The sequence below is a fragment of the Streptomyces sp. CA-181903 genome (assembly GCF_050937075.1).
Taxonomy (GTDB): Bacteria; Actinomycetota; Actinomycetes; order Streptomycetales; family Streptomycetaceae; genus Streptomyces.
This window is the reverse complement of record NZ_JBNJLY010000001.1, coordinates 757,640-780,486: the sequence shown is the minus strand read 5'-3', so window position 1 is coordinate 780,486 and position 22,847 is coordinate 757,640. Positions and strand designations below refer to the sequence as shown.

Sequence of the window (22,847 nt, the reverse complement as noted above, 5' to 3'; positions counted from 1 at the left end):
ACCCAGCGGAGGTTGAAGCTCACATGGCCCCATCCGGCCCCCTCGCCGACGACGCGGCGAAGCTGTCCGCGACCAAGCAGCGCCTGCTGGAGAAGTGGCTGGCCGGCGGCGGCCGGACGGCAGGCCCCACCGTCCCCCGGCGCGCCCGGCCGGACGCCGCCGTGCTGTCGTTCGCCCAGGAACGCCTGTGGTTCCTCGCCCAGTTGCACCCCGGCAACCCCTACCACAACATGGTCGAGGCCATCCGGCTGCGCGGCCCCCTCGACCGGGACGCCCTGCGCCGCTCCCTGGCGCACCTGCTCGACCGGCACGAGGCCCTGCGCACCGTCTTCGATGTCCATGACGGCGAACCGCGGCAGCTCTTCCCGGCCCGGCAGCCGCTCGTCCTCGCCGAGGGTGCGCGGCCGGTGCCCGGCGAGGACGTGGCGGAACGGCTGCGGGAGGTGTCCCAGCGGCCGTTCGACCTGACCCGCGGCCCGCTGATCCGCTTCGACCTCACGCCGCTGGGGTCCGACGAGCACGTCCTCATGGTGACGATGCACCACCTCGTCGGCGACGGCATGTCCATGGGCATCCTCTTCCGCGAGCTCTACGCCTGCTACGAGGCCGCCACCACCGGCCGCCCCTTCCCGCGGCTTCCCGAACTGACCGTCACCTACGGCGACTTCGCCGAATGGCAGCGCGGCCTGCTGCGCGGCGCGGAGCTGGAGCGGCGGCTCGCCCACTGGCGGGACGTCCTCCGCGAGCCGCTGCCGAACCTGGACCGGCTCGCCGACCGGCCGCGCCGCGGCGCCACCAGCCTCCAGGCCGTCAGCCGGGCGTTCCGCCTCTCCGCCGAGGTGTCCGACGGACTCCGCGCCCTCGCCCGCGAGCACCAGGCGACGCTGTTCATGGTCCTGCTGGCCGGCTTCAAGACACTGATGCACCGGCGCACCGGGGGCACCGACATCGTCACCGGGTCCGTCGTGCACGGCCGCGACCTGCCCGAGACCGAGAACCTCGTCGGCTTCTTCGCCAACACCCTGGCCCTGCGCGCCGACCTGTCCGGCGACCCCTCGTTCACCGGTGTCCTGGACCGGGTGCGGAAGATGTGCCTGGAGGCGTACGCGCACCGCGACACCCCCATCGAGGTGCTGGCGGCCGAGCTCCGACCGGGCCGCAACCACGGCGACAACCCGCTGTTCCAGGCGGCCGTCGTGGAGGAGAACGTGGCCGGTGAGGCGCGGATGGGCGACCTGGAGGTGGGCGCCTTCGACTTCGGCCTGGACACCTCCGAGTTCGACCTCGTGCTGCACTACTGGGAGACGGACGGGCGCGTCGAGGGTGGCGTCCGGGCCAGCGCCGACCTGTTCGACCCGGCGTCCGTGGACCGGTTCACGGACGAACTGGAGGCCCTGTTCGCCGCGGTCCTGGCCGACCCGCGCCGCCCGGTCTCCGCGCTGCCGCTCCCCGCCGCCCCGGCCCCCGCCGCCGTACCCCAGCCGGAGCCCGCGGCCGTGACGGAGGCGGCGTCCGGCGAACCGTCGGACCTCACCCCCACCGAACGCGAGGTGGCCGCCGTCTGGCGGGAGGTCCTGGGCCTCCGCGAGATCGACCCGGACGAGGACTTCTTCGAGGCCGGCGGGCACTCCCTGCGCGCCGTCCGAGTGCTGCTGCGGCTGCGCGAACGGCTGGGCGTGGACCTGCCGGTGCAGGTCTTCTTCGAGGCCCGTACGGTCTCGGCGCTGGCCGCCGTCTTCGACCGGGCCCGCGGCGCCGCCCCCGAGCCCGCGACGGACTCCCGGGACACCGCCGCGCTGATCGCCGACGCCGTCCTCGACCCGGATGTCACGTGCGCGGACAGCGCCCCGCACGACGCCCGCCGCACGGCCGACCCCGAGCACGTCCTGCTCACCGGCGCGACGGGCTTCCTCGGCGCCCACCTGCTCGCCAGGCTGCTGGACCGCACCACCGCCCGCGTCCACTGCCTCGTCGAGGCCGACGACCCGGCCGAGGCCGCCGACGCCCTGGAACGCGCCCTGGACCGGTACGGCGTCACCGTGCCGTGGGAACGGATCGTGACCCTCCCCGGCAGCCTCCGCGAACCCCGTCTCGGCCTGTCGCCGATCGCCTTCGCCCGGCTCGCCGCCACCGTCGACGTCATCCACCACGCCGGCTGCGACGCCAACCTGGCGCTGCCGTACGCCGAGTTGCGGGCGGCCAACGTCGGCGGCACCACCGAGGTGCTGCGGCTGGCGGCCCGCGAGCGGGTCAAGGCCGTGCACTACGTCTCGTCCCCGGGCGTCCTCTTCGACCGCGACGCCGAGCCGGGCACGCTCGCCCCGGACGGCCGCGTACCGGCCGACCGCGTCCTGCCCTCCGGCTACGTCCGCACCCGCTGGGCCGCCGAGGAACTCGTCGACGCGGCCCGCGAGCGCGGCGTGCCCGTCTCCGTCTACCGGCCCGGCCGGCTCGGCGGCGACTCGGCGACCGGCGTCGGCGACCCCGACTTCGCCTTCGGCCGGTTCCTCGGCGCCTGCGTCCGGCTCGGCGCCGTCCCCGCCTACGGGCCGGACGCCGACTTCGACCTCGTCCCCGTCGACTACGCGGCCGGCGCCCTTGTCGAACTCGCCGCGAAACCGCAGGCGTTGGGCGGCACCTACCACCTCGCCCACCCGGTCCGCACCCGGTTCGCCGACGTCGTCGAACGGCTGCGCGCGGCCGGCCACCCGCTGACGGAGACCGACCCCGAGGAGTGGTCGCGCGCGGTCACGGCCGACGTCCTGGACGCGGGTGCCGACGGCGACGAGTCCGTCGCCTCGGTGGCCGCCCTGGCCGGGGCGTCCCAGGGCATGCCCGGTTTCGGCAGCCTCCGCCTGGACGTCACCGGCACGCTCCGGGCGCTCGCCGGCGCGGTCCCCTGCCCGCCCGTGGACGGGCCGCTGCTCGACCGCTACCTCGACCACCTCGCCGCCGGGGGCCCGCTGCCGTCGCCCGCCGGCTCCCGCACCACCGGATCGGAGATCGTCATATGAGCGCCGAGAACGCCGAGGTCACGGTGGCGGGCCCGCGGCTCCCCCTCCTGCCGGGCGGGTCCGCCGGCGCCCCCGAGGCCGTCCACCTCACGCTGGACGGACCCCGCCGGCGGCGCCTGGCCGAGCGCGCCGACGCGCACGGGATCCCCCTGGCCGTCCTGCTCGGCGCCGCGTTCACCGAGGTTCTGGCGCTGTGGTCCAAGGAGCCGCGATTCACCCTGTGGTGGCGGGACGCCGGCGGGCGCAGGGCCGTCACCGTCGACGCCGCCCCCGAAGGCACCTTCCTCGACCGGGCCCGGCGCTGCGACTCCGCCCCGGAAGCCACTCAAACGCCCTCACCCGCCGTCGAGTTCGCCGACGAATCCGACGGCCCGGCCGCGCACCACCCGGAAACGGCGCCCGTCCTCGCCCTGCGGATCCGGCCGGCCGCCGACGACGGCGTGACCGCCGTCTGGGAGGCCGCCTCCGGCGCCCTGCCCGCCGGCATGGCGGAGGACATGGCCCACTCCTGGTCCGCGCTGCTCGCCGTGCTGGAGGAGGACGCGGACGCCTGGACTGTGCCCGGCTCCCCGGTCCGGCTGCCCGCCGCCCAGGAACGCGCCCGCGCCGAGGTCAACGCGACGGCCGCGCCCGTCCCCGAGGGCCTGCTGCACGAGGCCGTGGCCCGCGCCGCCGCCCGCCACCCCGACCGTACGGCCGTCGTCGCGGGCGGCCGCCGGCTGGCCTACGCCGAACTGGCGTCCCGCACCCGGCGCATCGGCCGCCGGCTTCGCGAACTCGGCGCGCTGCCTGGCGGGTTGGTGGCCGTCTGCATGGAGAAGGGCTGGGAGCAGCCCGTGGGCATCCTCGGCGTCCTGGAGTCCGGAGCCGCCTGGGTGCCGCTCGACCCCGCCCTCCCGGCCGAGCGCCGCGCGTACGTCCTGGAGACGACCGAGGCACGGATCGTCCTCACCCAGCGGTCGGTGGCCGGCCGCTGGGAGTGGCCCGCCGGCGTCACCGTGCTCGCCGTCGACGACGACTCCGCGTGGGACGGCGTCGACGACGGCCCGCTGGAACCCGCCCAGACCCCTGCCGACCCGGCGTACGTGCTGTTCACCTCCGGCTCCACCGGCCGCCCCAAGGGCGTGATGGTGCCGCACCGCGGCGCGCTCAACACCGTCCTCGACGTCAACGACCGCTACGGCGTGACCTGCGAGGACCGCTTCATCGGGCTGTCCGCCATGAGCTTCGACCTGTCCGTCTGGGACATGTTCGGCGCGCTCTGCGCGGGCGCCGCCCTCGTTCTGCCCGACCCGGGCGCCGAGCGGAACCCCGCCCACTGGCTGGACCTCGTCCGCCGGGAGCGCGTCACCACCTGGATGGGGGCGCCGGCCCTGTTCGAGCTGTTCTGCGAACAGGTCGAGCAGGACGACGAGCCATGGGCCGACTCGCTGCGGCTGCTCATCCTCGGCGGCGACTGGATCCCGCTCTCTCTGCCCGCCCGCGCCCGGGACGTCGCCCCCGATGTCCGCTTCGTCGGCCTCGGCGGCAACACCGAGGCGTCCGTGCTGTCCACCACCTACGACGTGGAGACCGTCGACCCGGCCTGGACCAGCATCCCGTACGGCAAGCCGCTCACCAACCAGACCGTGCACGTCCTCGACGCGGCGCTCCGGCCCCGGCCCGTCGGCGTCCCGGGTGACCTGTACATCGGCGGCACCGGCGTGGCCCTCGGCTACTGGCGCGACCCCGAGCGCACCGCCGCCGCCTTCCTCACCCACCCCGACACCGGCGAACGCCTCTACCGCACCGGCGACCTGGGCCGCTTCCTGCCGGACGGGAACGTCGAGTTCCTGGGCCGGGAGGACTTCCAGGTGAAGGTGGACGGCCACCGCATCGAACTCGGCGAGATCGAGACCGCGTTGCGCACCCACCCGGCGGTCGACGCGGCTGTCGTCGTGGCCCTGCCCCGGCTCGACGGCGAGCCCGGCCACCGGGCGCTCGCCGGATACGTCACCCCCGCCGGCGCGGCCCGCCCCGAGCCCGACGCGCTCCGCGCCCACCTCGCCGAACGGCTGCCGTCCTACCTGTGCCCCGCCCACCTCACCGTGCTGGAGACGCTGCCGCTGACGGCCCACGGCAAGGTGGACCGGGCGGCGCTGCCCGCGCCCGGCGAGCGGCCGCCGGCCGGCACCGACGCCCCGCGCACCCCGCTGGAGTCCCAGCTCGCCGACCTGTGGTCGGAGATCCTCGGCGTCGACCGGGTCGGCGTGCACGACACCTTCTTCGAACTGGGCGGCAACTCACTGCTCGGCATCCGGGTGATGAACCGGCTGCGCGAGCGGCTCGGGATCGACGCCGACCCGCACAGCATCTTCCGCCACCGCACGGTCGCCGAACTGGCCCGGGCAGTCGAGGGGGAGCGGGGCGGCGACGCCGCGCACACCGGACTTCCCCCCGTCCGCCCCGAACCCGCCGCCGCGCACGAGCCGTTCCGCCTCACCGACCAGCAGCAGGCGTACTGCGTCGGCCGCACCGGCGCCCTGTCCTCCGGCAACGTCTCGGCCCACATGTACCTGGAGTTCGAGGGCGAGGGCCTGGACCGCGAGCGGTTCGAGCGGGCCTGGCGGCGGGTCGTCGACCGCCACCCCATGCTGCGGGCCGTCGTCCTGCCCGACACCATGGAACAGCGCGTCCTGGAGTCCGTACCGCCGTACGAGATGCCGGTGGTGGACCTCCGCGCCGCCGACGAGGACGGCGTACGGGACGGGCTGGACGCGATCCGGGAGCGCTACTCGCACGAGGTCCGGCCGGTCGACACCTGGCCGCTCTTCGACGTCGTGGTGGCCGAGCTGCCCGCCGACCGCTACCGGGTGCACATCAGCGTCGACGCCCTGTGCTGCGACTTCGCCAGCATCCGCGTCCTCTTCGACGACCTGTCGCGCGCCTACGCCGACCCGGGCGCGGAGCTCGCCCCGCCGCCCATGACCTACCGGGACTACGTCCTGGCCACCGCCGGCCTCGACCGGACCGAACAGCACCGGCGGTCGGCCGCCTACTGGGAGGAGCGGCTCCGGACGCTGCCGCCCGCCCCGCGCCTGCCCATGCTCCGCAGCCCCGAGTCGGTGACCGAACCCCGGTTCGTCCGCCGTTCGGTACGGATCCCCGCCGAACGCTGGGACCGGCTGGTCGCGCGCGCCGGCGAGGCCGGCCTGACACCGGCCGGGCTGCTGCTCGCCGCCTACGCCGAGGCCCTGGCCCCCTGGGCCCAGGAGCCCCGCTTCACCCTCAACGTCACCAACCTCAACCGGCTCTCGGTCCACCCCGAAGTGGACGCCACCGTGGGCGAGTTCGCGTCCTTCGCCCTCGTCGAGGTGGACACCGGAGGCGGCGACGGCTTCGCCGTGCGCGCCCGCCGGATGCAGGAGCGGCTGTGGAGCGACCTCAGTCACTCCTACGTCAGCGGTGTCCACCTGCTGCGCGAACTCATGCGGCAGCGCGGCGGGTTCGACGGCGCCCTGATGCCGATGGTGTTCACCAGCGCCGTGCCGCTGGCCGGCGGCACCGCCGGACTGCTGGGCGGGCTGCTCCGGCAGGTCGGCGGCATCACCCAGACCCCGCAGGTCTGGATGGACCTGCTCACCGAGGTGCAGGACGGCGACCTCGTCGTCAACTGGGACGTCCAGGAAGCCCTGTTCGACCCCGCGCTGGTCGACGAGGTGTTCGCCGGGCTCGGCGGGCTGCTGGAGCGGCTGGCCGACGCCGACGGCGACAGCGCCTGGACCGCGCCGGACCCCCTGCCGTCGCCCACCCGGCTGTCGGCGGCAGGTCTCGGCGACGGCGGCACCCGCGAGCTGCCCGACCGCCTCGTCCACGACGCCTTCCGCGAGCAGGCGGCCCTGCGCCCCGACGCCCCGGCCGTCATCGCCGCCGACCGCACCCTCACCTACGCCGAGCTGCACCGCGAGGCCGCCCGCGCCGCCCACTGGCTGCGCGCCCGGGGCGCGGCCCCCGGCCGGCCCGTCGGCATCGTCCTCGACAAGGGGTGGGCGCAGATCGTCGCCGCCTACGCCGCCCTCTACGCGGGCGCCCCCTACCTGCCCGTGGACCCGGACGCCCCGGCCGAACGGACGCGCGCCCTGCTCGACCGGTGCGGCGCCGGCCTCGTCCTCACCCGGCGCGGCCTGGCCGAACGGGCCGCGGGCGAGCGGGAGATCCTCTGCCTCGACGAGCCGCTCCCCGCGGACGTACCCGACACGGACGAGCCGCCCGCGCCCGCCGCGACCCCGGCCGACCTCGCGTACGTGCTGTTCACCTCCGGGTCCTCCGGCCGCCCGAAGGGGGTGATGACCGAGCACCGCGGCGTCGTCAACGCCCTGCGGGAGACCGTCGAGGAGTTCGGCGTCGGGCCCGGTGACCGGGTCCTCGCGCTGACCGCGCTCCACCACGACATGTCCGTCTTCGACGTGTTCGGCGTGCTTGGCGCGGGCGGGACGCTGGTGCTGCCGGAGGCCGCGCAGCGCCGCGAGGCCGCGCACTGGGCGCGGCTGCTGGCCGACCACCGGATCACCCTCTGGAACTCCGTCCCCGCGATGATGGAGATGCTGCTGGAGCACCTGGGCCCCGACCTCGGGGTGCTGGAGCCGCTGCGGCTGGCCTTCCTGGGCGGCGACTGGCTGTCCGTGCCCGCCGTCCGCCGGCTCACCGAGGAGGCGGGCGTCGAGGTGGTGAGCGTCGGCGGCCCCACCGAGACCACCCTGTGGAACATCCGGCACCGCGTCCGCCGGCTGGACTTGGGCCGGCGCACCGTCCCGTACGGCACGCCGATCGCCAACACCCGCTACCGGATCCTCGACGAGCGGCTGCGCGACCGGCCGGTCTGGGCGACGGGCGAGATGTACGTCGCCGGTGTCGGCCTCGCGCGCGGCTACTGGGACGATCCCGAGCGCACCGCCGCCTCCTTCGTCACCCACCCGGAGTCCGGCGAACGCCTCTACCGCACCGGTGACTTGGGGCGCTTCCTGCCGGACGGCACGATCGAGTTCGTCGGCCGCGCCGACTTCCAGATCCAGGTGGGCGGCCACCGGATCGAGCCCGGCGAGGTGGAGGCGGCGCTCCTGGCACACCCGGACGTGACCGCCGCCGTGGTCACCGGGCGCCGGGCGGCCGCCGGGCCCGGTCACCGGGGCCTGACCGGGTACGTCGTACCGGCCGCCGGCACGGACCCGGACGGGCTGCCCGACCGGCTGCGCGCGCACCTGCGCGGCGTACTGCCCGGCCACATGGTGCCGTCCGCGTTCGCCGTCCTCGGCGCGCTGCCGCTCAACGCCAACGGCAAGGTGGACCGGGCGGCCCTGCCCGAACCCGCCGCCGAACCCACCGGCTCCCCGGACGCGCCGCGCTCCGCGGTGGCGGAGATCTGCGCCGGCGTGTGGGCCGAGGTGCTGGACCGCCCGGCCGTCGGCGAGCACGAGAACTTCTTCTCCCTGGGCGGCGATTCGGTGCTCGCCACCCGCATCGTCACCCGGCTCCGGCAGGTGTTCACCTCCGACGGGATCTCGCTTCGGACGCTGTTCCTGTCGCCGACGGTCGCCGGGCTCGCCGAGGCGATCACGGCGGGGGAGGACGTCCCCGGCCGCTCGGAGGCGGTCGCCGGGATCCATCTGCGCGTCTCCCGGATGACCCCGGAGGAGGTCGCCCGCGAGCTGTCCGCCCGCCGGCACGCCGTGAAGGACGGTGCGAGAGCGTGAAGATGACGCAGCGTCACATGCCGCCGCTGGTGCACGAACGCGTCGCCCGCCAGGCCGCGGCGACCCCGGACGCCGAGGCGGTGACGGCCGGCCGGGAGCGGCTGACGTACCGGGAGCTGGAGGAGTCCGCCGAGGCGCTCGCCGCCCACCTGCGGCGGCTCGGCGCCGGACCCGAGACGCCCGTCGGCGTCTGCCTGGGCCGCACCCCCTGGCTCGTGGTCGCCGTGCTCGGCGTGCTCAAGGCCGGGGCGGCGTACGTGCCGCTCGACCCGGCGTTCCCCGTGGACCGCATGGAGTTCATGCTGCGGGACAGCGGCGCGCGGCTGGTCGTCACCGAGGACGCGTACCGCGGCCGGCTGGAGGGCGGCCCCGGCACGGTGGTGTCGCTGGACCGCGACTGGTCCCGCATCGCCACCGCCGGCCCGGCCCCCGCCACCGGCCCCGACGCCGGGAACCTCGCCTACGTCCTCTACACCTCCGGCTCCACGGGCCGGCCGAAGGGCGTGGCCGTCGAACACCGCAGCGCGGCGGCCTTCGTGGACTGGGCGCTGACCGAGTTCACCCCCCGGGAGCTGCGGTACACCCTGGCTTCCACCTCGCTCTGCTTCGACCTGTCGGTCTTCGAGCTGTTCGCCCCACTCGCCTGCGGCGGCACGGTCGTCCTGGCGGAGACCGTGTTCCACCTGCCGGTGGCCGCCGCCCGGCGTCCCGTCACCCTCGTCAACACCGTCCCCAGCCTCCTCCTCGACCTGCTGGCCTCCGAGCCGCTGCCGGCCTCGGTGCTGACGGTCAATCTGGCGGGGGAGGCCCTTCCGGCCACCCTGGCGCAGAAGCTGTACGGCACCGGGACCGTGGAGCGCGTCCACAACCTCTACGGCCCGACCGAGGACACCACGTACTCCACGTGGAGCCGGGTGCCCCGCTGCTGCGCCAAGCCGCTGATCGGCCGGCCGGTGACGGGGACGACCGCGTACGTCCTGGACGCCGCCGGGCGGCCGGTGCCGGACGGCGAGGCCGGGGAACTCTTCCTCGGTGGGGCCGGTCTGGCCCGCGGCTACCCGGGCCGGCCGGGGCTCACGGCCGAACGGTTCCTCCCGGACCCGTTCTCCGGGGTGCCCGGTGCCCGGATGTACCGGACCGGCGACCTGGCCCGGCGGCTGCCCTCCGGCGAACTCGACTATCTGGGCCGGGCGGACCAGCAGGTGAAGGTGCGCGGGCTGCGGATCGAGCCGGGGGAGATCGAGGGCGTCCTGCTGGAGCGGCCGGAGGTCCGCCGGGCCGCCGTCGTCGCCCGGGGCACCGCCGCCGACACGGCCGGGCTGGTCGCGTACGTCGAGTGCGACGGCGCCCCGGACCCCGTCGTGCTCAGGAAGCACCTGGGGGGCCGGCTGCCGTCCTACATGGTCCCGGCCGTGTTCGTCCCGATGGCCGCCCTGCCGCTCACCGTCACCGGCAAAATCGACCTCAACGCCCTCCCCGAGCCGCCCGGCTGACGTGCCGTCGGACGGCGGGAATTCCCCCGGAACCGGTGGCGGCCGAAATTCTCGGCCGACATCGGAATAGCCGGAAATCGAGTGCTAAACTCGCGGCCACCATGCGCGGTAAGGTGACCCTTACTCGATGAGGCGGCGGTACGCCGGAAATGAATTCGGAAACGATTGTCAATGCACCGCCCATGGCCCGCCGGCCGCCGCAGCAACCCAACGGAGAGGCTTTAGTGAGCGCCACGGATACCGCGGTGGGCCGGCAGGCCCGCATCGTGCTCATCATCACCGTCGTCGCCTCGGCGCTATTGGTCATCGATATCACTATCGTTTCCGTGGCGCTGCCCTCGATCCAGTCGGACCTCGGCGGTTCACTGGCCGCGCTGCAGTGGATCATCATCGGCTACACGGTCACGTTCGGCGCCTTCCAGCAGGCGGCCGGTTCGCTGTCCGACCGGCTGGGCCGCCGGGCGATGTTCATGAGCGGCATCGCCCTGTTCACCCTCTCGTCCCTCGCCTGCGGCGTCGCCCCCAACGCGCTGACGCTCGACCTGGCCCGCGGCGTGCAGGGCATCGGCGCGGCCTTCGTCCTCGCCAACGCGATGCCGCTGATCGCCCAGGTCTACGAGGGCCAGGCCCGCAACATGGCCATCGCCGTCTGGGGCACCACCCTCGGCGCCTGCGGCGCGGTCGCGCCCGTCATCGGCGGCCTGCTGGTCGACCTCACCCAGTGGCGCTACCTGTTCCTGATCAACGTGCCCATCGGGGCGATAGCCCTGTTCCTCTGCCGCACCCGGCTGCCCGCCGACCCGCCGCGCACCTCCCTGTCCGGCATCGACTGGACCGGCGCGGGACTGCTCGTCCTCACCCTCGCCGTCGTCAACTACGGCCTCACCCGCGGCGAGGACCAGGGCTGGGGGAGCGCCGCCACCCTGGCCCAGCTCGGCGTGGGCGTGGTGCTGCTCGCCGGTTTCCTGGTCCTGGAACGGCGGGTGAAGGCGCCCACGCTCGACCTGTCGCTGTTCAAGGTGCCCACCTTCGTCGCGGCCACCCTGATCGCCTTCTTCTCCCGCTTCGCCACCGTCGGCGGCTCGGTGTACTACATCCTGTACTTCCAGAGCGCCCGGGGGCTCAGCCCGCTGCAGAACGGCCTGCTGATGATGGCCATCTTCGCGCCGCAGCTGGGCATGGGACTGGTGGCCGGCAAGCTCCAGGCCAGGTACTCGCCGTCGCACATCATCGCCGCGGGCTTCGGCATCCTCGCGATCGGCGGCCTCGCCATGGCCTGGTCCTTCGACCGCGACACCACCATCTGGGCCACCCTGCCCGGCCTGCTCCTCTGGGGCGTCGGCGGCGGACTGGCCGGCAGCCCGTCGATGTCCCTCGCCGTCAACGTGGTGCCCAAGCAGCGCGCCGGCATGGCGTCCGGGGCCATCAACAGCCTCTTCATGTTCGGCGCCGGCGCCGGCGCCGCGATCTTCGGCATCCTCTTCCGCGACCGCATCTCCGACAAGGCCGGCGGCGAGGCCGTGCTGGCCGGCGCCGACCACGACGAGATCGTCTCCGCCGCAGCGCAGGGCGACATCTCCCGCGCCCTGGAGCACGTCCCCGACGCGGTGACCGGCCAGGTCCGCCGCACGCTGGAGACGGCCGTGTCCGACGGCGCGGCCAACGTGATGACCTGGGCCGCGATCATCTGCGTGGGCACCGCGGCCGTCGCGCTGACCCTGGTCCGCAAGAAGGACCTGCTCACCGGCGCCCCCGAACCGGAGAAGGCCCCGGGCAAGGCCGAACCGGAACCGGCCTGAGCCCGCGCCGTCCGCGAAAGCCCGTCCCGCCCACGCCAGGAGCCCGCATGACCCCGTCCGGCCGCACCTCCCCGCTGCGCCTCCTGGTCCTGGGCGGCACCGGCTTCGTCTCCGGCGCCATCGCCCACGAGGCCGTCGCCCGCGGCCACGACGTCACCTGCGTCGCCCGCGGCACCGGCGGCGAACCACCCGCCGGAGCCCGCCTGCTGCGGGCCGACCGCGCCACGCCCGGCGCCCTCGACGCCCTGCGCGGCACCCCGTTCGACGCCGCCGTCGAGACCGCCACCCTCGCCCTGCCCTGGGTGCGGGAGGCGCTGGCCGCGGTGACCGCCGCCCACTGGACGTTCGTCTCCTCCATCAGCGTCTACGCCGACACCCACACCCCGGGCAGGACGCCCGGACCGCCCGGCTGCGGCCCGCCCTGCCCGGCGACACCGCCGCCTACGACCCGGCCCGGGACCCCGAGCCGTCCCAGGCGCGGTACGGCGGCGTCAAGCTGGCCTGCGAGGACGCCGTCCGGGAGGCGGCCGGGGACCGGGCGTTCGTGGTCCGGCCCGGACTGCTCACCGGCCCGGGGACGACGTCGGCCCGTTCGGCTACTGGCCGTTGCGGATGGCGCGCGGCGGTCCCACCGTCGTACCGCCCGCCGTCGGGGAGGCCGGACTCCCGCTGCCCGCGCAGCTGTTGGACGTCCGCGATCTGGCCGCGTGGATCGTCGACGCGGCCGAGCGGCGGACGGCCGGGTCGTTCGACGCCGTCGGCCCGGCGGTCGCCCTGGCGGACCTGCTGGCGGAGGTCGCCGACGCCGTGGGCCGGGAGCCCGAACCCGTCCCGGTGCCCGAGCCCGTCCTCACCGAGGCCGGCGTCCGGCCGTGGACCGGGCCGCACTCGCTGCCGCTGTGGCCGCCGAGGGAGCTGTACGGCGCCCTCACCCGGGCCGCCGGGCCTTCCGCCGACGCCGGGCTGCGCGCCCGGCCGGTCGCCGACACCGCCCGCGCGGTGCTGGAGGACCGCCTCGGCCGCGCCGTCGGACGCCGGCCGCCGGCCGGGCTGACCCCGGTCGAAGAGGCGGCCCTGCTCCGCGGCATGGGGTGGTGAACCCCATCTGACTCCGGCCCCTGCAACCCCGGTTGCAGGGGCCGAATGCCATCCTCGGTTGGCATACATCCGGCCATCGGCGTTGATACGTTCGGGCGCGATTTCGCCCCTTCCCCCTCAGACGCCCCCTCTCCCTCAGGAGACGCCGTGGCCTCGGCAGCCCAGCCCATACCCGCATCGACGGGCCCCGCCCCGGCGGCGCCCGCACCGGCCCGACCGCTCCCCGTGCGGCTCCCCTCGCTCACCGGGCTGCGCTTCGTCGCGGCCTTCGCGGTGTTCGCCGCGCACGCCTACTTCACCTTCTGGTTCGACGGCGTCTGGGAGGGCAACTCCGCGGCCACCTTCGCGCTGATCCTCGCCCGCTCGGGCGTCGCCTTCTTCTTCCTGCTCAGCGGGTTCGTCCTGACCTGGTCGGCGCGGCCGGGCGACCGGGCGGGCGCCTTCTGGCGGCGCCGCGCGGCGAAGATCTACCCGACGCACGTAGTCACCTGGCTCGCCGCCCTGCTGCTGATCGACTGGGCGGGCGGCCAGGTCACCACCCGTCAGGCCGTGCCCAACCTGTTCCTCGTCCAGTCCTGGTGGCCGGTCTTCGACGTCTACGACAGCGTCAACGGGGTGTCCTGGTCGCTGTCCTGCGAGGCGTTCTTCTACCTGGCCTTCCCGCTGCTCATCCCGCTCGTCCGGCGGATCCCCGCCGCCCGGCTGTGGGCCTGTGCAGGCGCCGCGGCCCTCGCGGTGATCCTGCTGCCCGCGCTGGTCACCGCGGTGACCTCGGCGGAGCCCTCGTTCTACGGGCTGCCCACGACGCTCCACCGCTACTGGGCCGTCTACACCTTCCCGCCGGCCCGCCTGCCGGAGTTCGTCCTCGGCATGCTGCTCGCCCGGGCGCTGGCGGAGGCGGGCGGCACCCGCGTCCGGTTCCGGCACGCCCTGCCCGCCCTGGCGGTGGGCTACCCGCTGGCGATGTACGTGCCGTTCCTGTACGCGATCACGGCCGTGCTGGTGATCCCGATGGCGCTGCTGGTCCTGGCGGGCGCCGGCGCGGACGTCCGGGCGTCGCGTTCGCCGCTGCGGAGCCGGACGGCGGTGTGGCTGGGTGACGTCTCGTTCGCCTTCTACATGGTCCACATGCTCGTCCTCACCTACGGATACCGGCTGGTGGACGAGGACCGCACGGGCGGGGACGGCTTCCGGGCGCTCTGCGCCGTGGCCTTCCTCGCCGCCTCGGTGGCGGTGTCCTGGGCGATGTACACGGGGGTGGAGCGGCCACTGACCCGGCTGCTGGGTTCGGGGCGACGGCCCAGGCCGTAGGCGACTCCCGGGAAATGAGGAACCGCCCCCGACGGGGGCGGGGGCGGTTCCTGTTCATGGGGTGGCCGGGCGGGCTCAGCGTGCCTCGGGCGCGCGCCGGTGGACCGTGCCGTGCGGGTCCTCGCAGTGCCGCCCGTCCGCCTCGCCGGAGCCGACGCCCACCAGCTCGCCGGGGGCCTCGCAGACCTCCAGCGTCGCGTGGGTGATGCCGTACCCCGCGCGCAGGTCGGCCTGGACGGCGGTACGCACCGTGTGGCAGTCGCCGCCGGGTTCGACCAGGACGTGCGCCGAGAGCGCCACCTCGCCCGACGTGATCTCCCAGATGTGCAGGTCGTGGACCTCCACCACACCCTCCTGACGCGCCATCCGGGCGCCCACCTCGTCCGGCTCCATGCCGGGGGCGCGGCCTCCAGGAAGATCCGGCCCGAGGCGCGGACCAGGGAGACGCCGGACCGCAGCATCAGGGCCACGACGACCAGGGTGGCGACGGAGTCGGCGCGGGTGAATCCGGTCAGCATGACCACGGCGCCGGCCACCGCCGTGGCGACGAAGCCGTACAGGTCGGTGATGATGTGCTGGAAGGCGCCCTCCACGTTGAGCGAGGAGCGGTTGGCCTTCGACATGCACCACGCGGCGGCGATGTTCACCACCACTCCCGACACGGCCGTGGCCAGCACCATGCCGCCGCCGACCTCCGGCGGGTCGATCAGCCGCCGCACGCTCTCGTACGCCAGCCAGGCGGACAGCAGGAGCAGCGTCAGCCCGTTGCCCTGGGCTGAGAGGATCTCCGCCCGCTTCAGACCGTAGGTGTAGCCGCCCTTGGCCGGGCGGGCCGCCAGTCGCATCGCGACCAGGGCCAGCACGATCGAACCGGCGTCCGACAGCATGTGCGCGGCATCGGAAATCAGGGCCAGGGAATGGGCGAGGAAAGCGACGACGACTTCCACCGCCATATAGGCGAGGATCAGCCCGAGCGCGATGCTCAGCCAGCGGCGGTCCGCGTCGGCGGCCACCCCGTGGCTGTGCCCGCCGTGACCGTGACCGTGGCCGTGGTGATGCCCGTGGCCGTGTCCGTGTCCATGATCGTGGGCGTGGCCGTCATGGGAATCGTGCCGGTGACCCTCCCCGTCCGCCGTCGTGTCGCCGGCATGCCGGTGCGCCTGCTGCATGAAACCCCCTCGTTCCGGGCTGGGCAGGGAAAGTGAAGCGCATTGTTTCCACGATTTCAAAGGCTGCAATGGAGACGGTTATCAAAAGCGTGCCCCGGTGCGGTAATTTCCCGATTTCTTTCGTCGGCATTCCGGCACGGGCGGCCCTGACGATGGCCGGAAAACACCGGATGGGGGCGGAGAACGCCAGGAACGGGCGCCGGGGCGGCGGTATCCGGACAGATCGCGGCGCGGAGGGGGCGCGGGGCGGCGCAAGCGAGTCGTCAAACGAACTGCAAGCGGAGCCGTCGACTCTGTGCGCGTGACGCCCGAGAACACCTCCCCAGGACGTTGGCCGGCACCGGACGCGCCCGCCGCCACCGCGGCCACGGCCCCCCGGTTCTCCCTGCTGGGCCCGGTCCGCGCGTGGTCGGGGACGGCCGAGATCGACCTCGGCTCCCCGCAGCAGCGCGCCCTGCTCGCGATCCTCCTGTTACGCCGTGACCAACCGGTCCCGTGCGAGCACGCCGTCCGCGCACTGTGGGGCGACTCCGCCCCCGGTCCGCCGACACCACCGTACGCACCTACGTATACCGGCTGCGCCGGCTCCTCGGCGACCTCGCCGGCGACGCCCCGGAGATCCGGAAGCAGGGCGGCGGTTACCTGCTCACCGCCGGCGGCGCGACGCTCGACACCGAACTCTTCCGGGACCTCCTGGCGCGGGGGCGCGAGGCCCGGGACCGGACGGACCCCGGCACCGCCCTCGGACACCTCCGGGACGCCCTCGCGCTGTGGCGCGGCACCCCCTTCGGGGACGCGGACACCCCGTACTTCACCGCCGAACGGGAGCGCTGGGAGCAGCTGCGGTCCGCGGCCACCGAGGAGCTGGCCGCCGTCCAGATCGGACTCGGCCGGTACGCCGAAGCCGTGGCGATGCTTGAAGCGGAGCTCGCCGGACGGCCGTTGTGGGAGAAGCTGTGGGAGCTCCGGATCCGGGCGCTCGCCGGCCTCGGCCGCCGGGCCGACGCCCTGGCGGCCTACCAGGACGCCCGCCGTCTCCTGCACACCGAACTCGGCCTGGAGCCCGGCCCCGGCCTGCGCGAGCTGCACCGCGGGATCCTGGCCCTGGAACCACCGGCCCCGGCCGCGCCCGCCGTTCCCCCGGCGGAGCGCTCCGGGACGGCGGGCCGGAGCGGGGAACCTCCGGCGCCGCCCGCGGACTTCGTGGGCCGGACCGCCGAACTGGCCGCCCTCGCCGAACGGCTGACGGCCCCCGGCCCACCGGTTGTCATGTCTCTGACCGGTCCGGCCGGGATCGGCAAGACCGCCTTGGCCCTCCGCGTGGCCCGCGACCTGCGGTCGCGCTTCCCCGACGGCCGGCTCTACGCGCGCCTTGCCGCGCCCGACGGCACACCGCGTCCGCCGGAGGACGTGCGGGGGGAACTGCTGACGGCCCTCGGCGTCCCGGCCGCCGCCATCCCCGGACCGGTGTCCGAACGCGCCGCGCTGTGGCGGCGGATGACGGACGGCCGACGGCTGCTGCTCGTCCTGGACGACGCCGTGCCCGGCACCCGGCCGGAGCCGCTGCTCCCGGTGTCACCCGGCAGCGCGGCCCTGCTGGTGGGGCACCGTCCGACCGATGAACTCGCCTCGGCGGAACGGGCGTTCGTGCTGGACGGGCTCACCCTGGCCGACGCGCTCCAGCTGCTGGGCGCGGTCGTGGGCCACGAGCGGCTGCGGCACGAGGCCGAACCGTCCGCACGGCTGGTCTCCACCTGCGAGTACCGGCCGGCGGCGCTGCGGGCCGCGGCGGCCCGGCTGCTGGCCGACCCGCGCCGCAGCGTCCGCGACGTCGAACGGGAACTGCGCACCGGCGCGGGCCCCGGACCCGTGGAGCTCCGCCTCGGCCGGCCGCCGGCGCGCGGCGGACACCCGTCCCACGGCGTGTGCCCGCGCGCCGTAGCCGCCGGAGCTCATGCGGCGGACGCCCGTCGGGACAGCGACGCCGGACGCATGTCCGTCCAGTGGCGCTCGACGTAGTCGACGCACTCGCCGTGGGGGGCCGGGCCGTGCGCCACGGCCCACCCGGCGGGCACCTCGGCGAAGTCCGGCCAGAGGGAGTGCTGGTTCTCGTCGTTGACGAGGACGCGGTACGTCCCGGTCTCGTCCTCGAACGGGTTGCTCATCGGTGACCTCCCGGTCGTCGTGGGGGTGAGTGGGGAAAGGGCGCTCATCTGCCGGCCGCCCGCCCGTAGTCCTGCCTCCCCTTGCGCAGCGCCCCCACCAGGCCCGCGTGGAAGCGGACGTAGGACTTCTCCTGGATCGGGTGCGGGACGGGCATGGACCGGTGCAGCCGGTGCAGGTTGAGCGAGGAGACCGCCGGGTAATGGTGGTGCTCCGCGTGGTAGTTGGCGTTCCACATGAAGTAGCGGACGAAGCGGTTGGACCGGACCGTCCGGGTGTTGCGCGACACCTCCGGCATGCCCCACAGCCCGTAGTGCTCGGGCAGGCTGAGGAAGACGCTCGCGGGCAGCGAGAGCGCCAGCGGCACCCAGTACGCGATCAGCAGCGCGAACGGGAAGAGGACCGTGAGGACGGCCATCAGGACGATCCAGGTGAAGATCGCCCAGTTGTCTCGCTTCGCGTCCCGTCGGCGGTCGTCCGTCCGGACGCTCGCCGGGAAGTCGCCACGCCAGGTCTTCACGATCCGGCGGGGGAAGCCCGGCCAGAACGGCAGCCCGGACAGGTTGTAGAGGTAGGCGCGCAGCGTCGCGTAGTGCTCCGCGGGCTCGCTGTCGCCCTCCACCCCCGTGTAGCGGTGGTGGACGAGGTGCTGGTGGCGGTAGATGGTGTAGTTGAGGAGGATCGGCGTCGACCAGGCCGCGCCCGCGACCCGGTTGGCCTTCCTCGATCCCAGGTGGGTGCCGTGGACGCAGTCGTGGGCGGCGTTGATGAAGCCGGCGAGGACGAAGCCGAGGAACGCGGAGCCCAACAGCGCCCACCAGCCGACGCCCGGCCGCAGCGCCACGGTCACCGTGGCCGCGTAGACGACGGCGAGCACCGCCGTGCGCGCGGCGACCCGCCTCCGGTCGGCCCGGGCCAGGTTCATCAGCAGGGCCTTGTCCAGCCCCTGGCGGTACGGCCGGTCGCCGGTCTCCTGCCGTACGCCCTGCGCGTCGCTCACGGCCGTACCTCCCCGACCGCGTCACGGACCGTCACCTCGACGGCACGCGCCCGCTCCCGCGTGGGCGCGAGGACCACGCACTCCAACGGCCGCTCCCCGGACGGGTCGTAGCCCAGGACGACCGTCCCCTCCCCGGTCTCCGGCGAGAAGGCGAGCCCGTGCCGCCGGAGGACGTCCAGGGCGACCGGCAGCGGCAGCGCGGGCACGTCCCGCAGCCCGGACAGCACGTGCGTGTCCAGATAGGCCGGGCCCAGCAGCCGTTCCCCGGCGGCGTGCAGCGCGAGGCTGCCGCCCCAGCGGGCGTTGGCCTCGTTGAAGAGGACCTCGCCGGTGTCGGTGACGATGCCGTCCACGTTGATGTGCCCGCGGTAGCCGATCGCCGCCGCGAGCGCGACCATCCGGGCCGACGCGGTCAGGGCCCGGGCGCCGGCACCCGCCGGCAGCTCGGCGGGCAACTCCAGGCCCACCCAGACCAGTTCCGGGGCGGCCGGGTCGGTGTCGGCGCGCCGCCGGATCGTCCCGCTGTCGAGGAACGTGACCTCCCCGGCCGGGCCGATCACATACTCGGCGTAGAAGCTGTGCGTGGACCGGTGGTACGACTCGACGGCGAGCACCGGGTTCTGCCGGTCCGTCAGCTCCGCCCACAGGACGTCCGCGGCGGCCTCGGGCGCGTGGGCGGCGAGGGTCGCGCGGGTGCCGGGGAGCGGCCGGGCCTCCTTGAGGGTGAGGGCCACGTTCCCCTGCCCGCCCAGGTCGTCGTCCCGCTTCACCACCACCGTGCCGGTGCGCGGCAGGTACCGCTCGACGGCGGCCGCCAGGGCGGCGGGCCCGGTGACGACGGTGCCCTCCGGCACCGGGACGTCCGCGCCCACGGCCAGCTGCCGGAAGTGCGACTTGCGGTTGAGCAGCACCGGACCGCGCTGCGCCGCGAACCGCAGCCCGGTGTCGGGCGGCAGGCCGCAGAGGTCCGCGAAGGCGGCGACGCCCTCGGTGTGGTGGGCGGGCAGCAGCTCCCAGGCGTCGTGGTCCGCGAGCAGCGCGCGGACCTCGCGGATCAGCGCGGGCGCGGTCAGGGCCTCGTCCGTCAGGTTCTCCCCGGCGGACACGAAACGTATCGCGGCCCGGTCGGCGCCGAGTTCGCCGCAGACGTACCGGAGGAAGTCCTCGTCCGGCACGAAGGGGACGACCACGACGTCGCCCTCGCGGAGCAGCCACAGCTGGCGGTGGACGGCGCGCGGGGCCGCGGTCCCGACGTTGAGCAGCACGATCCTCGGCACGGCCGGTCCTCCTGAGTGTCTGGTGGTCATCCGGTCACCGCACCACGCCGTACGCCTGGCCGCCGCGCGGGCTGGCCGCGGCGAGCACGCCGCCGTCGCCGTCGGGGCCGGTGGCGCAGACCTTGCCCAGGCTCAGCGCGGGCGCGTTCCGCACCTCGTGCCCCCGGCGCCGGAGTTCGGCGACGGTGGCCTCCGGGAACCCGCCCTCCTCGACGACCACGCCGAGCGGGCTGGCCTGGCGGGGGTGGAACGACGTGGGCACGTGCTCGGTGTGGAAGGTGGCCGCCTCGACGGCCTCCTGCGGGGACATGCCGAAGTCCACGTGGTTGACGAAGAAGTTGAGCGTCCACTGGTCCTGCTGGTCGCCGCCGGGGTGCCGAAGGCGAGGTGCGGCCGGCCGTCGTCGGTGCGGACGATGGTGGGGCTGAGCGTGGTGCGCGGCCGCTTGCCGGGGGCGAGCTGGTTGACGTGGCCCTCGGCGAGCCAGGCCATCTGCCCGCGGGTACCGAGCGGGAAGCCGAGCCCCGGCACCACGGGCGAGCTCTTCAGCCAGCCGCCGCTGGGGGTGGCGACCACCATGTTGCCGTCCTTGTCGGTGGCGCTGACGCAGGTGGTGTCGCCCTTGCCGGCGGTCTTGCGGACGACGGTGGGGATGCCGTTGTGGAGTTCGGCCCGCCACTCGGGCTCGACCGGGCCGCCCGTGGAGTCGAGGACGGGCGGGATCCACGGCTCGCGGCCGTCGGGGGAGCCGGGCCGGAGGACGGCCGACGCCACGGGGCCGATGAGCGCCCGGCGGGCGTCGGCGTAGGCGGGGTCGAGGAGCGCGTCGAGGGGGACGTCCGCGTGCTCCGGGTCGCCGTACCACGCCTCGCGGTCGGCGAACGCCAGCTTGGCGGACTCGATGACGGTGTGGAGGTGGTCGGCGCTGCCGAAGCCCATCGCGCCCAGGTCGTAGCCGGACAGCAGCGACAGCTGCTGGAGGAAGACCGGGCCCTGGGACCAGGGGCCGGGCTTGTGGACCAGCATCCCCCGGTAGTCCAGGGTGGCGGCCCGCTCGACGCCCGGCCGCCAGCGGGCCAGGTCGGCGCCGGTGAGCAGGCCCCTGTGGGGGAGGCCGGTGGAGTCGATGACCTCGGTGGAGGTGACGAACGCGTCGATCGCCTCGGCGACGAACCCCTCGTAGAACGCCCGCGTGGCGCCGTCCGCCTGGGCCTCGCGGCCGGACCCGGCGGCCTCGGCCTCGGCGACGAGTCGGCGGTAGGTGCGGGCCAGATCGGGGTTGCGCATCCGGGAACCGGCCTTGGGGACCTCGCCGTTCCGCAGGTAGGCGGCCCCGGACGCGGTCCAGTGGTCGCGGAACAGCGGCGCCAGCGCCTCGATCATCAGGGCGGCGCGGGGGAGCAGCGGGTAGCCGTGCTCGGCGTAGCCGATGGCCGGTTCGAGGACGTCGGCGACGCGCAGCCGGCCGTGGTCCCGCAGGACCCGCATCCACGCGCCGAAGGCGCCGGGGACGCAGGCCGCGAGGAGACCGGAGCCGGGGATGGCGTCCAGGCCGAGGGCCCGTACGGCGTCGACGGTGGCGGCCTCGGGCATCGGCCCCTGTCCGCAGACGACCGTCACCTCGCCGGTCGCGCCGCCGTGCACCATGATCGGTACGTCGCCGGCCGGGCCGTTGAGGTGGGGCTCGACGACCTGGATCACGAACGCGGCGGCCACCGCGGCGTCGAAGGCGTTGCCGCCGCGGTCGAACATCGCGTGTCCCGCGGCGGACGCGAGCCAGTGGGTGGAGGAGACGGCGCCCTGCGTGCCGTGGAGCTCGGGACGGAACAGCACAGGAGGAGAACCCTTTCGGGACGGGCCGGACGGCCGGGGGAGGGAAGTGGGTTACGCGGCGCGGCCGGGCAGCAGGACCTCGTTCGCGACGTCCTCCAGCACGGAGAAGTCGCCCTGGTACGGGAAGTCGGGGCGCGGCCAGTGCACGACGAGGTCGGTGATCCCGATGCCGCCGAAGAGGCCGCACGCGTCACGGTAGGTCTCGACGGACTCCATGACGCCGTCGATCATCGCGCCGGTGACCACGAGCCGGCGGACGGAGGCGGGGTCGCGGCCGATCGCCTCGCACTCCTTGTCCAGCAGCGCCGACTGCTCGCGGAGCACGGGCAGCGCCTGGTCGTAACGGACCGGCTCGCCGTGGCCCGGCCAGGCGATGGTGACCCAGATGTCGGCGTGGCAGGCGGCCAGCCGGATGCCACGCGGCCCGGTGGCGGCCACGGCGAGGGGCGCGCGCGGGCGCTGGACGCAGCCCGGGTGCAGCCGGGCGCCCGTCGTGGTGAACCAGTCGCCCCGGTACGTGGTCTCCGGCTCGCGCAGCAACTGGTCGGTGAGGTCGACGAACTCGGCGAAGCGGTCGGCCCGTTCACGCGGGTTGAGCCGGCGCAGCCCGAGCGCCTCGTCGTCGAACCCGCCCGCCCCGGCGCCGACCCCGCAGATCGCCCGGCCGCCGGAGATGTCGTCCAGCGTCATGATCTCCTTGGCGAAGGCGACGGGGTGGCGGATGCCGGGGCTGGCCACCATCGTGCCGATGCCGATGCGGGAGGTCGCCGTGGCGGCGGCCGTCAGCGTGGGCATGGTCGCGAACCACGGCTTCTCGCGGAACCAGCGCCACATCAGGTGGTCGTAGGTCCAGGCGTGGTCGAAGCCCAGCCGCTCCGCCGTCACCCAGCGGTCCCGGGCCTGCTGCCAGCGCTGCTCGGGCAGGATGATGATTCCGTGTCGCATCGTCTCAGCCATGTTC

General features: G+C 74.8%; 12 protein-coding genes and 2 pseudogenes. 8 read left to right on the top strand and 6 right to left on the bottom strand.

Annotated features, from left to right (window positions below; translation table 11 throughout):
- Nucleotides 1-23: 23 nt before the first annotated feature.
- From ACQEVS_RS03290 to ACQEVS_RS03265, 6 genes are all read left to right on the top strand, one after another.
- Nucleotides 24-3,014, top strand: coding sequence for a thioester reductase domain-containing protein (locus tag ACQEVS_RS03290; protein WP_433014921.1), 2,991 nt, complete (start codon nucleotides 24-26; stop codon nucleotides 3,012-3,014).
- Nucleotides 3,011-8,743, top strand: a complete 5,733-nt coding sequence (locus ACQEVS_RS03285; protein WP_433014918.1) for an amino acid adenylation domain-containing protein — start codon at nucleotides 3,011-3,013, stop codon at nucleotides 8,741-8,743. Before ACQEVS_RS03290 ends, ACQEVS_RS03285 begins: the two co-directional genes overlap by 4 nt.
- A 2-nt stretch (nucleotides 8,744-8,745) precedes the next feature.
- Complete coding sequence (locus tag ACQEVS_RS03280) at nucleotides 8,746-10,236, top strand: amino acid adenylation domain-containing protein (RefSeq protein ID WP_433027213.1); 1,491 nt, start codon at nucleotides 8,746-8,748, stop codon at nucleotides 10,234-10,236.
- A 224-nt stretch (nucleotides 10,237-10,460) separates the two neighbouring features.
- Nucleotides 10,461-12,035 (top strand): MFS transporter, encoded by a 1,575-nt coding sequence (locus tag ACQEVS_RS03275; protein WP_433014915.1) that lies wholly within the window; start codon nucleotides 10,461-10,463, stop codon nucleotides 12,033-12,035.
- A 612-nt stretch (nucleotides 12,036-12,647) separates the two neighbouring features.
- On the top strand, nucleotides 12,648-13,133 hold the full coding sequence (locus ACQEVS_RS03270) for a hypothetical protein (protein ID WP_433014912.1): 486 nt from the start codon (nucleotides 12,648-12,650) through the stop codon (nucleotides 13,131-13,133).
- Nucleotides 13,134-13,280: 147 nt separating this feature from the next.
- A complete protein-coding gene (locus ACQEVS_RS03265) occupies nucleotides 13,281-14,444 on the top strand; it encodes an acyltransferase family protein (RefSeq protein WP_433014909.1) in 1,164 nt (387 codons plus the stop codon).
- A 75-nt stretch (nucleotides 14,445-14,519) separates the two neighbouring features.
- Here the strand turns inward: ACQEVS_RS03265 and ACQEVS_RS03260 are convergent.
- Nucleotides 14,520-15,457, bottom strand: a pseudogene (locus ACQEVS_RS03260) (cation diffusion facilitator family transporter).
- On the opposite strand from ACQEVS_RS03260, the gene ACQEVS_RS03255 reads away from it, so the two are divergent.
- Together ACQEVS_RS03255 and ACQEVS_RS03250 are read left to right on the top strand one after the other, a co-directional pair.
- Nucleotides 15,362-15,649 carry a hypothetical protein gene (locus ACQEVS_RS03255; RefSeq protein WP_433028169.1) on the top strand — a complete coding sequence of 96 codons (288 nt, stop codon included), beginning with the start codon at nucleotides 15,362-15,364 and terminating at the stop codon, nucleotides 15,647-15,649. The pseudogene ACQEVS_RS03260 and the gene ACQEVS_RS03255 overlap by 96 nt on opposite strands.
- Nucleotides 15,650-16,108: 459 nt before the next feature.
- Nucleotides 16,109-17,632 (top strand): BTAD domain-containing putative transcriptional regulator, encoded by a 1,524-nt coding sequence (locus ACQEVS_RS03250; protein WP_433014906.1) that lies wholly within the window; start codon nucleotides 16,109-16,111, stop codon nucleotides 17,630-17,632.
- Here the strand turns inward: ACQEVS_RS03250 and ACQEVS_RS03245 are convergent.
- From ACQEVS_RS03245 to ACQEVS_RS03225, 5 genes and pseudogenes are all read right to left on the bottom strand, one after another.
- Entirely contained in the window at nucleotides 17,566-17,778 is a 213-nt protein-coding gene (locus ACQEVS_RS03245) for an MbtH family protein (RefSeq protein ID WP_185940916.1), read from the bottom strand. The genes ACQEVS_RS03250 and ACQEVS_RS03245 overlap by 67 nt on opposite strands.
- Nucleotides 17,779-17,822: 44 nt before the next feature.
- On the bottom strand, nucleotides 17,823-18,776 hold the full coding sequence (locus ACQEVS_RS03240) for a fatty acid desaturase family protein (protein ID WP_433014901.1): 954 nt from the start codon (nucleotides 18,774-18,776) through the stop codon (nucleotides 17,823-17,825).
- Complete coding sequence (locus ACQEVS_RS03235) at nucleotides 18,773-20,053, bottom strand: peptide ligase PGM1-related protein (protein WP_433014898.1); 1,281 nt, start codon at nucleotides 20,051-20,053, stop codon at nucleotides 18,773-18,775. Before ACQEVS_RS03235 ends, ACQEVS_RS03240 begins: the two co-directional genes overlap by 4 nt.
- Nucleotides 20,054-20,087: 34 nt before the next feature.
- A pseudogene (locus ACQEVS_RS03230) lies at nucleotides 20,088-21,886 on the bottom strand (gamma-glutamyltransferase family protein).
- Nucleotides 21,887-21,937: 51 nt separating this feature from the next.
- On the bottom strand, nucleotides 21,938-22,843 hold the full coding sequence (locus tag ACQEVS_RS03225) for an LLM class flavin-dependent oxidoreductase (protein WP_433014895.1): 906 nt from the start codon (nucleotides 22,841-22,843) through the stop codon (nucleotides 21,938-21,940).
- Nucleotides 22,844-22,847 lie beyond the last annotated feature (4 nt).

Coding starts and splice junctions, on each gene's coding strand:
- ACQEVS_RS03290 (WP_433014921.1), top strand. CDS start 24: ATGGCCCCATCCGGCCCCCTCGCCGACGACGCGGCGAAGCTGTCCGCG.
- ACQEVS_RS03285 (WP_433014918.1), top strand. CDS start 3,011: ATGAGCGCCGAGAACGCCGAGGTCACGGTGGCGGGCCCGCGGCTCCCC.
- ACQEVS_RS03280 (WP_433027213.1), top strand. CDS start 8,746: ATGACGCAGCGTCACATGCCGCCGCTGGTGCACGAACGCGTCGCCCGC.
- ACQEVS_RS03270 (WP_433014912.1), top strand. CDS start 12,648: ATGGCGCGCGGCGGTCCCACCGTCGTACCGCCCGCCGTCGGGGAGGCC.
- ACQEVS_RS03255 (WP_433028169.1), top strand. CDS start 15,362: ATGGGCGAGGAAAGCGACGACGACTTCCACCGCCATATAGGCGAGGAT.
- ACQEVS_RS03245 (WP_185940916.1), bottom strand. CDS start 17,778: ATGAGCAACCCGTTCGAGGACGAGACCGGGACGTACCGCGTCCTCGTC.
- ACQEVS_RS03225 (WP_433014895.1), bottom strand. CDS start 22,843: ATGGCTGAGACGATGCGACACGGAATCATCATCCTGCCCGAGCAGCGC.